9 protein-coding genes and 1 pseudogene are annotated in these 9,697 nt (G+C 60.3%); 2 read left to right on the top strand and 8 right to left on the bottom strand.

Going from position 1 to position 9,697, the window contains the following annotated elements; genetic code table 11:
* Positions 1 to 144: 144 nt before the first annotated feature.
* The 4 genes from AO388_RS21760 to glnT form a co-directional block, all read right to left on the bottom strand.
* A complete protein-coding gene (locus AO388_RS21760) occupies positions 145 to 1,485 on the bottom strand; it encodes an FMN-binding glutamate synthase family protein (protein WP_058417097.1) in 1,341 nt (446 codons plus the stop codon).
* 15 nt (positions 1,486 to 1,500) lie between these two features.
* On the bottom strand, positions 1,501 to 2,184 hold the full coding sequence (locus AO388_RS21755) for a protein glxC (protein WP_058417096.1): 684 nt from the start codon (positions 2,182 to 2,184) through the stop codon (positions 1,501 to 1,503).
* Complete coding sequence (locus AO388_RS21750; protein ID WP_003319399.1) at positions 2,181 to 3,101, bottom strand: class II glutamine amidotransferase; 921 nt, start codon at positions 3,099 to 3,101, stop codon at positions 2,181 to 2,183. Before AO388_RS21750 ends, AO388_RS21755 begins: the two co-directional genes overlap by 4 nt.
* 117 nt (positions 3,102 to 3,218) lie before the next feature.
* Positions 3,219 to 4,553 carry a type III glutamate--ammonia ligase gene (gene glnT / locus AO388_RS21745; protein ID WP_003367219.1) on the bottom strand — a complete coding sequence of 445 codons (1,335 nt, stop codon included), beginning with the start codon at positions 4,551 to 4,553 and terminating at the stop codon, positions 3,219 to 3,221.
* 289 nt (positions 4,554 to 4,842) lie between these two features.
* On the opposite strand from glnT, the gene AO388_RS21740 reads away from it, so the two are divergent.
* Positions 4,843 to 5,448, top strand: a complete 606-nt coding sequence (locus AO388_RS21740; protein ID WP_003423969.1) for a helix-turn-helix domain-containing protein — start codon at positions 4,843 to 4,845, stop codon at positions 5,446 to 5,448.
* Between the two features lie 48 nt (positions 5,449 to 5,496).
* Here the strand turns inward: AO388_RS21740 and AO388_RS21735 are convergent, their stop codons facing one another.
* The 4 genes from AO388_RS21735 to AO388_RS21720 all read right to left on the bottom strand — a co-directional run bounded on the left by AO388_RS21735 (position 5,497) and on the right by AO388_RS21720 (position 9,275).
* Positions 5,497 to 6,663 carry a DUF1624 domain-containing protein gene (locus AO388_RS21735; protein WP_003432906.1) on the bottom strand — a complete coding sequence of 389 codons (1,167 nt, stop codon included), beginning with the start codon at positions 6,661 to 6,663 and terminating at the stop codon, positions 5,497 to 5,499.
* A gap of 51 nt (positions 6,664 to 6,714) precedes the next feature.
* Positions 6,715 to 7,275, bottom strand: a complete 561-nt coding sequence (locus AO388_RS21730) for a gamma carbonic anhydrase family protein (protein ID WP_003367212.1) — start codon at positions 7,273 to 7,275, stop codon at positions 6,715 to 6,717.
* An 11-nt stretch (positions 7,276 to 7,286) separates the two neighbouring features.
* A complete protein-coding gene (folE2, locus tag AO388_RS21725) occupies positions 7,287 to 8,192 on the bottom strand; it encodes a GTP cyclohydrolase FolE2 (RefSeq protein WP_003432907.1) in 906 nt (301 codons plus the stop codon).
* 174 nt (positions 8,193 to 8,366) lie between these two features.
* A complete protein-coding gene (locus AO388_RS21720; RefSeq protein ID WP_058417095.1) occupies positions 8,367 to 9,275 on the bottom strand; it encodes a LysR substrate-binding domain-containing protein in 909 nt (302 codons plus the stop codon).
* A gap of 208 nt (positions 9,276 to 9,483) precedes the next feature.
* Here AO388_RS21720 and AO388_RS21715 point away from each other — a divergent pair.
* Positions 9,484 to 9,697: pseudogene (locus AO388_RS21715) on the top strand (ABC transporter substrate-binding protein); the annotation flags it as partial.

Raw genomic sequence — 9,697 nt, 5'->3', positions numbered from 1 at the left:
CGGCGTCATGCCAGGCTACCCCCGGATCAGCGCCAGGACTCAGCCGTCACTTACGTCGCACTCTGCGTCGTCTGTGCCATCGTGATCGAAAAGCACGTTATGGCGTCAGTCGGTGCCATCGCGGTCGAAAAGCCCGTTATGGCGTCAGTACCCAGAGCCAGACCCCGGAATCCACGATGTCCCGGCCAGGGGCACTCGGGCCATGGCGGCTGATTCGACGGTCAGTGCCACCAGATCTTCCGGGTCGAGGTTGTGCAGGTGTGATTTACCGCACGCGCGGGCCATGGTCTGGGCTTCGAGGACGAGTACGCGCAGGTAGTTGGCCAGACGCCGACCGCCTTCGACCGGGTCGAGACGTTTGGACAGTTCCGGGTCCTGGGTGGTGATGCCCGCCGGGTCGCGGCCGTTCTGCCAGTCGTCGTAGTAACCCGCTGCCGAGCCGATCTTTCTCAGTTCTTCGTCGAGCCGCGGATGGTTGTCGCCCAGCGCTATCAGCGCCGCCGTGCCGATCGCCACTGCGTCGGCACCCAGCGCCATGGCCTTGGCCACGTCGGCGCCGTTGCGGATGCCGCCGGAGACGATCAACTGCACCTTGCGATGCATGCCCATCTCCTGCAGCGCCTGCACGGCTTGCGGGATGGCAGGCAGAATCGGGATGCCGACGTGTTCGATGAACACGTCCTGAGTCGCTGCCGTACCGCCCTGCATGCCGTCGAGCACGATCACGTCGGCGCCGGCTTTCACGGCCAGTTTCACGTCGTAGTAGGGACGACTGGCACCGATCTTCACGTAGATCGGCTTTTCCCAGTCGGTGATCTCGCGAATCTCGGCAATCTTGATCGCCAGATCGTCCGGGCCGGTCCAGTCCGGGTGACGGCATGCCGAGCGCTGATCGACGCCGACCGGTAAGGTACGCATGCCGGCCACACGCTCGGTGACTTTCATGCCCAGCAACATGCCACCGCCGCCCGGTTTGGCGCCCTGCCCCAGCACGATCTCGATGGCGTCGGCCTTGCGCAGATCGTCCGGGTTCATGCCATAACGCGATGGCAGGTACTGATAGACCAGATGCTGCGACTGGCCACGCTCTTCCGGGGTCATGCCGCCGTCGCCGGTGGTGGTGCTGGTTCCCGCGATGGTTGCGCCACGGCCCAGTGCTTCCTTGGCGTTGGCCGACAACGCGCCGAAGCTCATGCCTGCAATGGTTACCGGAATTTTCAGGTACAACGGCTTCTTGGCAAAACGATTGCCGAGCACCACGTCGGTCCCGCACTTCTCGCGGTAGCCTTCCAGCGGGTAGCGCGACACGCTGGCGCCGAGCAGCAACAGGTCGTCGAAGTGCGGCAGCTTGCGCTTGGTGCCGCCACCGCGAATGTCGTAGATGCCGGTTTCCGCAGCGCGCTGGATTTCCTGAATGGTCAGGCGATCGAAGGTGGCCGATTCGCGCAGGACTGGAGCAGGTTTGTGGCTGATGGGATCGCTCATGGTAATGCTCCTGAATCAGTACGCGGAGGCGTTATCGACTTTGAAGTTGTAAAGCTGACGGGCCGAGCCGTAGCGTTTGAAATCCGCTGCCTTCTCGTTAAAGCCAGCGCGATTGAGCAACTCCTGCAGCTCCTGCAGATGCTCTTCACGCATCTCCTTGGCGATGCAGTCAGAGCCCAGTGACTCGACCTTGCCTTTGACGTAGATCCGCGTTTCATACAACGAGTCGCCCAGCGCATCACCGGCGTCGCCACAGACCACCAGCCGACCGGCCTGGCCCATGAAGCAGCTCATGTGGCCGATGCTGCCGCCGACCACAATGTCGATGCCTTTCATGGAAATACCGCAACGCGCTCCGGCATCGCCTTCAATCACCAGCAAGCCGCCATGTGCCGTCGCACCGGCCGCCTGCGAGGCGCTGCCCTTGACCCGCACAGCGCCGGACATCATGTTTTCCGCGCAGCCGACGCCGACGTTGCCGTGCACGGTGATCGACGCTTTCTGGTTCATCCCCGCGCAGTAGTAACCCGCGTGGCCCTGGATATCGATGGAGATGGCTTCGTTGACGCCGACCGCCAGGTTGTGTGCGCCATCGGGATGCGTGACCAGCCATTCGCGGTCCTGCAATTCCTTGACCTGGTCGTGCAGGGCCTGATTGAGATCACGCACGGTGGAGCTGGAAAGATCGACGGTTTTCATGGACGTGCTCCCTCGGCTGGCTCGCGTTCCCAGATGTACATGGTGGCCGGGACCGGTTCCCAGACCCTGGCGTTTTCGATCCCCGGCAGGCTGGACAGCGCCTGATATTCCGAAGCCATGGCGACGTAGTCATCGGTTTCGGCAAGGATCGCCGGTTTGCAGGCGATCGGGTCGCGAATCACCGCAAAGCCATTGCGTGTGCCGATGGCGAAGGTAAAGAAGCCATCAAGGTCTTCGAGCGACTTGTCGAGCGCCTGTTTCAGGCTGTCGCCCTGTTGCAGACGCCAGGCCAGATACCCCGCCGCCACTTCGGTGTCGTTGTCGGTCTCGAAGTGAATGCCTTCGCGGCGCAGGTTCTGGCGCAGACGAAAGTGATTGGACAACGAGCCGTTGTGCACCAGGCACAGGTCGGAGCCCGTGGAAAATGGATGACTGCCCTCCATGGTCACGGCGCTTTCGGTGGCCATGCGCGTATGGCCGATGATGTGACTGCCTTTCATGGACGCCAGACCGAAGCGTTCGGAAATCTCCCGCGGCAGGCCCATGCCCTTGAGGATCTCGATGCTCTGCCCGGCACTCATGATGCGCACGCTCGGTGCCAGTTCCGCCAGCGCGGCACGCACCGGGGCTTCTTCGGCCTGAATCTTCAAGACCACGGCGCTGGCGTTCTGAAACCAGTCCAGAGGCGCGCTCAACCTGTCTTGCAGCGCCGCGATCAACGCCGTGAAATCATACTGCTCGGTGGTGGCCTGCAAGGTCAGCTTGACCCAGCCCTGCGCCACTTCATCGCCATAGATGGCGAACCCGGCACTGTCCGGTCCGCGGTCGGTCATGGCTTCGAGCATCGGCTCGAACAACTTGCCGAGTTGCGACTCCAGCGCCGGGTTTTTCAGATACAAACCAACGATTCCGCACATAAGCCTCACCTTGTTCGGGAGCGGCAAGCTTCACGCTGCAAGCCAACCGCATAGACAGAAAAATCAAATTCGCCGCAATCCAGCTTCTTCTTGCAGCCTGAAGCCTGAAACGTGCAGCTAGAAAAACTCGATATAGCGCTTCACTTCCCAATCGCTCACGTGGCGGCTGTATTCCACCCACTCCATGCGCTTGAGGCGGATGAATTCATCGACAATCTCGCTGCCCAGCACTTCGCCAAACAACGGGTCGGCCTGCAGCGCGTCGCAGGCTTCGTTGAGCGACTGCGGCAGGGTCTTGATGCCCCGCGCGGCAATCTCTTCGAGGCTCAATGTGTAGAGGTTCTCGTTGCAGACGTGATCGATCTCCAGTTGCCGGTCGATGCCGTCCAGCCCTGCGGCAATGATTGCGGCACTGACCAGATACGGATTGCACCCGGCGTCGGGCAGACGAAACTCCAGGCGGCCATAGGGCACGCGTACCATCGCCGAGCGGTTGTTGGCACCAAAGGCAATGAAAGCCGGGGCCCAGGTGGCGCCCGAAAGTGAGTTGCCGACCACCAAGCGTTTGTAGGAGTTGACCGTGGGCGCGGCAAAGGCACACAGCGCAGGCCCATGAGCCAGCAGGCCCGCAGCGAAGTGATAGGCCAGCTTCGACAACCCCATGCCACTCGGGTCACTGGCATCGTGGAACAGGTTCTTGTTGCTGGCACTGGCGATCGACAGGTGAAAGTGCATGCCATTGCCGGCACGCTTGGGGTCGGGCTTGGGCATGAACGAGCAGATCATGCCCATATCATTGGCGATCTCTCCGGCGGCCATGCGGAAGAAGGTGAAGCGGTCGGCCGATTCCATGGCCTCACTGTAGGTGTAATTGATCTCGAACTGGCCGTTGGCGTCTTCGTGATCGATCTGATAGATGTCGAAACCCACCGGCTGCAATGCTTCGGTCAGGCGCTCGAGAAACTCGCGAGAGCGCGATAGCCCCTTGTAGTCGTAGCAGGGCTTGTCGAGGTTATCGCTGGCATCGACCATCTGCAGGCTGCCGGTGACATCGCGCTTGAACAGGCTGAACTCGGGCTCCAGGCCGGTATTGAGGGTCCAGCCACGCTGACTGAGGCGTTCGACCTGCTGCTGCAGCACGTAGCGGCTGTCATAGGGCCAGGGTTTGCCATCCACATGGCCGATGCACACCACACGTCCATAGCCCGGCTGCCACGGCACGGGTGTCAGCGACGACAGATCGCCCTTGGCCATGAAGTCTGGCCCGTGAGGCTCCATGCCCATGCCGCAGATCGCGAAACCGGCAAAACCGGCGCCGTCCTCTGCAACCATCTCCAGACCTGTCACAGGAACGGATTTGGTCTTGGCCGAACCATGAATGTCGACGAACTGAGCCAGTACGTACTTGATGCCGTGCTGTTCGATCAGACGCTGTGTTTCGGGTGGCAACATGGGACGTGTCTCCTGGCAAAAGCAAAACGTTTCAGGGAAGGACCGCTGTTCACTGCCTCTCGGGATATATTCCGAACAGGAAAGTTACTTTCCCTTTAGGAATGCAAGGCGCTTGCCAGTTTGGTATGCCAGTTAAACGAAGTGACTCGGGAGGGGTAATTCGGCTGTTTATATGGGAAACTCGTTTTCCCTCTGGGAATAATCCGCGACTCGGCCAGACCAGGGCTGCTTCAAAACGCACATTCCCAGTGCGAAATAAAAATTATTGAACGGAAACTGTGCAAAGCCGATGAATATGCCGACCGACCCTCATCCGAAATTGAAGCTCGAACAGTACCTGGGCATTCAGATCAAGCGTCAGCGCCAGGCTCAGGAACTGAAGCTTGCCGACGTGGCGCGCATCGCCGGCATCAGCCAGGGCATGCTGAGCAAGATCGAGAACGCGCAGGTCTCGACCAGCCTCGACAACCTCAGCCGCCTGTGCGACGTGCTGGGCATGCCCATGTCCAAACTGTTCAGCCAGTACGACCAGCAAGGCAGCAGTGCCTTGCTGGTGAAGGCCGATGAAGGACTCGAAGTGGTGAGGCGCGGCACCGAGAAAGGCCACACCTATCACCTGCTCAACCATACCCGTGGGCCGAAGAAGAGTTTCGAGGCATACATGGTGACGATGGACGATGCCAGCGAAGAGTTTCCGACCTTTTCACACCCAGGTACGGAGTTTCTGCACCTGCTGGAAGGCGAGCTGATCTACCGCCACGGCAACCAGTTGTATCCGATGCAGGCCGGTGACAGTCTGACCTTCGACGGCGACATCCCCCATGGCCCCGAGCAACTGGTGCAGGTGCCGATCAAACTGCTGTCGATCATGAATTACGGGGCGCACGGAGATTGACGCCAGGCGAGACGCGGTACGCCAGCAGGCGTACCGCTGTTGCGGGGACTAGAAGTATTTCAGCCAGCTGATATCCCGACGACGGGCCTTGAGCGCGGCGAACCAGCGCACCGCCGGGAACAGCAGAACGGCCAGTACCACCGAGGTCAGCCAGACTCCCCACATGTGGTCGAAACCGAAGTACGTGCCCTGATTGGTGCCCCAGATCGCCAAGGCAATCAGGTACAGGACTTTCAGCACGTAAAGGTGCAGCAGGTAGAAAAACATCGGCGCCGAACCGAGCACCACCAGCGGCCTTAACCCGCTTTTCTCCTGACTGCGTTCGAAGGCGATGAGGATCAGCAGACCAATCCCCAGCGTCAGGCAGATGAACAGCAGCGAGGGCGGGTATTTGGTGATGTTGAAGAAGCTCATGACCGTCTGTATGCCGCTGTCGCCGACGCTCCACGGTTTTTCACCGTAGCCGTTGATCAGGCGCAGGACCACGAAGCCCAGCAGTGCCCCTGCCCCACACTTCCACAGATTCGCACGGCGTTTCGCCGCGTCGTAGCTGCTTGAGAACCAGGGGCCTGCGGCGTAGCCCAGTGCGATGATGCCGATCCACGGCAACAACGGATACGACGTGCGCAAGCGCAGGTTATCGGAAGCCTCGATCCAGCCACGGTCGTGCAGGACCGCCCACGGCACGTGCATGGCCGACTCGACACCGAAATGCACCGTGTCCAGCAGGTTATGCCCGGCAATGATCACCACACCGATGACCACCAGCGCCCAGCGCGGCAGAAACACCATCAACGACAGCGCGACCATGCTCAGGCCGATGGCCCAGATCACTTGCAGGTAGATGATGGTTGGCGGGAACTGGAAGGTCCAGGCAAAGCTCACCAGCGTGAATTCCAGCGCAATCAGAAAAAGTCCGCGCTTGAGCAGGAACGCCGAAACGTCGCTTTTGCCCTGATGTTTCTCGCCGTAGAGAAACGCCGAAAGCCCGGTCAGCAGGACGAACAGTGGCGCACACAAATGCGCCAGCGTCCGGCTGAAAAACAGCTCCGGCGCGGTGGTCGTGACGTCCATCGGGTCGATGACCTGGTGGTGCATGAAGAACGTTTCGCGGACATGGTCCAGCAACATGAAAAGAATGATCAGCCCGCGCAGAGCATCGATCGAGCGCAGCCGTGATGCGGGTGCCCGGGTTGAGTGAACAGCTGTTGTCATGAAAGATCCAGATCCGTGGGCGGAAGTGCAATGAGTCAAGGGTGTCCTGGGTCAGAACTCGTTCTGAAGCGCCTTGTAGCCGCGCACCAGATCAATGTTGGTGTGCGCCACATCTTCGGAAAATTCCGAAGCCGAAATGCTCACCGGTGGAAATTGCGAAAGGTCAGTGCCCGGCCCGATCCGGGTGGTGGACGGCACGTAAAAGTGCTCCGGCAAATCGCGACCATCGACCACCGAGTTGTGCCTGACCACGCTGCCGTTGCCGACCTGGCAATTGAACAACACGCTATTGAAACCGATGAACACGCGATCTCCGACCATGCAAGGTCCGTGCACGATGGAGCGGTGGGCAATCGAGGTGAACTCGCCGATGGTGACAGCAGCACCTGATTTCGAATGGATCACCACGCCGTCCTGAATGTTGGAATTGGCCCCGATGACGATCGGCTCCATGTCCCCGGTGGCATCGACTTCGTCGGCGCGGATCACGGCGTAGGGGCCGACAAATACGTTGTCCTTGATGATCACCTTGCCGCAGATGATCGCGGTTTTATCGATGTAGGCGGACTCGGCAATGACCGGCAGATGGCCGGAAGGATTTTTACGGATCACGGAATGAAACCTCAGGACAGGTAGTTGGAAGTCTGGGCAGCGGCATCGTGCGGATGCAGGCTTTCGAAGTGGCGGACACTGACGCTGGAAGCTGCATAGCGGCCTTCAAGTGCTTGCTGGACCTTGCGCGCAGCGTCTTCGACGTACATCAGGTTCTGGCCGTTGAGCCGCGCGAAGGCCTGCTCGTCGGCACGCTTGACCGCGGTTTGCACCGGGGTGCCCAACGCCTGTTCGACAAGATCGATCAGCGTCATCAGGCCCAGCTCGGTCGCCTGGTCCGCCACCCGCACCTGCACCGTCGCAACGCTGCGCTGGCTGTGCGGCGTGGCAAACGATGCGTTCTCGCGCAGCCAGCTCGCGACCTGCATCGGATCGACAAACGACTGCCTGCCGAAGCGCGCTGCGAATGCCTCTTCCAGCAATTGGCGAGACAATGCAGCCGAGCACGGGCAGGTGGAGGAGTAGGTGATATCCACCGAACTGTCGAGGCACAGCCGACCGGCATGCCAGGTGGCATCGAGCTTCACGGGGTAGGATTTCCAGCCGCTGAGCCCTTCGGTAATCAACGCCGGGCGGCGGCACAGCAGATTGAAGCTCAGCGTCAGTCGGGCATGACTGGAGTGGCAATCGAGGTGGCTCTCGACCATGGCTTCCAGCAAGGCCGACAACGTATAGGGGCTGACGATCTGATGCTCGGCGTAGCCGTCGAGCAGCCGATAGAGTCGCGACATGTGGATACCCTTGACGCTCGGGTCGGCCAGATCGACCTGCAGATCGACATGCGCGTGAACAGGATGACGGATGCCCGCTTCAGCCAGTCTGATCGGCACTTCCACACCTTGCATGCCGACCCAGTCGAGTGAAACCAGCGCCGGGGAAATTTCCGTCAGGGCAACATCCGGGAGAGGTTTGTTCATGTGCGTCGTTCGTCTCGTTGGCGAACTTCACCACGCGGGCGAAGCCTGATGTTGGCGGTTCACAGCCGTACAGTGCACGGCCATAAATTCGTTACACTATAACATCATGATCGTTAACTTCATCAACCAAACGTTACTCACCCCGCACCGCGCCCACGTAACACCGCCAGCGGCTCAGGTCTTTGCCAGCTCCTCGATCAGAAAATCCCGGAAGGCAGCGACTGCTGCGGGCAGGTTGCGCCCGGCCATGCTTTGCAACTCGATACGCCGTGCCTTCATGCCATCGTCGCTGATCGGCAGCGATTTGAGCTGTTTCTCATGGGCGCGTTTATCCAGGGTCATTTCGCTGGACAGGCTGATTCCGCCCTCCTCCCGAACAAACCGCAGCAAGGCGCCGATGTAGTTGCTGGTCAGCACCGGGTCGAACAGCAGGCCCTGCACGCCGCAGCAGATATCAAACAACTGGCGCAAGGTCGTGTCGGTATTGGTCAGGGCGATGGCGTAAGGCTGCAGTTCAGCCAGCGTAACCTCCTTGCGTGCGGCCAGCGGATGGCTATGACTGACCACCGCGCAGATCGCGCCGCTGTGGATGTGCTCGACCTTGATCTCGTTCTGCGGTGTCAGGCTGAAGGTCAGGCACAGGTCAGCGTCGCCCGAGCGCACCCGCTCGGTGGCCTGCGCCGGAGCACAGACCTCCATCGAGAAATGGATACCCTGATACTGCCGCCGAAAACGCGCAATGCACTGCGGCAGAAAATCCAGGGCAAAGCCCTCCGAGCATGCGATGCGCACATGCCCACGTTGCAAGCCTTGCAGCTCGGTGATTTCCAGCACCACCTGCTCGGCCTCAAGCTGTGATTTGCGCGCATAGGCCGCCAGGCGAACGCCCGCCTCGCTGAGCATCATGCCGCGCGCCTGGCGCTCAAAGAGCACTGCGTCCAGCTCCCGCTCCAGTTTGCTGATCTGTCGACTGACCGCCGAAGACGCGACATTGAGGCGGATCGAGGCTTCGCTGATCGATCCGCACCGCGCCACTTCGAGGAAGTAGCGCAAGGCCGTGGACTGTACGCCGTAGAGTTGCATGACTGCTCCTGCGTTGCCTTTTCAGCAATGAAAGGTTCGAAATATTGTGCTTGTGGCATTGATACGCTTTGCCTAGAGTCATGTCGAGGCGCAACTCACCAAAAGAACCCAATCAAAAGAACACTGCGGCCTCGTTGTTTCCCCCTCTTCTCGCATTTGCGACCCACTGCCCTTTGATACATCCACTTTGCCTTTTGGAGACGACGGCATGGGAATCAAGGGTTTCGCTCGCAGCATCGCGCTATTGAGCCTGTTCAGCAGTTTCTCCGTCCTGGCCGGCAAGGCCGACGACACACTGGTCTACGCCTCCGACAGCGAACCGGAAAACATCAGCCCCTATCACAACGATTTGCGCGAAGGCGTGATCCTCGGTCGCCTGATCTGGGACAACTTGGTCTACCGCAACCCGGACAATGGCGAGT

This window comes from Pseudomonas sp. ICMP 10191, from assembly GCF_001467335.1.
Classification (GTDB): domain Bacteria; phylum Pseudomonadota; class Gammaproteobacteria; order Pseudomonadales; family Pseudomonadaceae; genus Aquipseudomonas; species Aquipseudomonas cerasi.
Note: the sequence above shows the minus strand (reverse complement) of the source record. Positions and strands in the feature narration are given on the sequence as shown.

Coding starts and splice junctions, on each gene's coding strand:
- AO388_RS21735 (WP_003432906.1), bottom strand. CDS start 6,663: ATGACAACAGCTGTTCACTCAACCCGGGCACCCGCATCACGGCTGCGC.
- AO388_RS21755 (WP_058417096.1), bottom strand. CDS start 2,184: ATGAAAACCGTCGATCTTTCCAGCTCCACCGTGCGTGATCTCAATCAG.
- AO388_RS21720 (WP_058417095.1), bottom strand. CDS start 9,275: ATGCAACTCTACGGCGTACAGTCCACGGCCTTGCGCTACTTCCTCGAA.
- AO388_RS21740 (WP_003423969.1), top strand. CDS start 4,843: ATGAATATGCCGACCGACCCTCATCCGAAATTGAAGCTCGAACAGTAC.
- AO388_RS21760 (WP_058417097.1), bottom strand. CDS start 1,485: ATGAGCGATCCCATCAGCCACAAACCTGCTCCAGTCCTGCGCGAATCG.
- AO388_RS21750 (WP_003319399.1), bottom strand. CDS start 3,101: ATGTGCGGAATCGTTGGTTTGTATCTGAAAAACCCGGCGCTGGAGTCG.
- glnT (WP_003367219.1), bottom strand. CDS start 4,553: ATGTTGCCACCCGAAACACAGCGTCTGATCGAACAGCACGGCATCAAG.
- folE2 (WP_003432907.1), bottom strand. CDS start 8,192: ATGAACAAACCTCTCCCGGATGTTGCCCTGACGGAAATTTCCCCGGCG.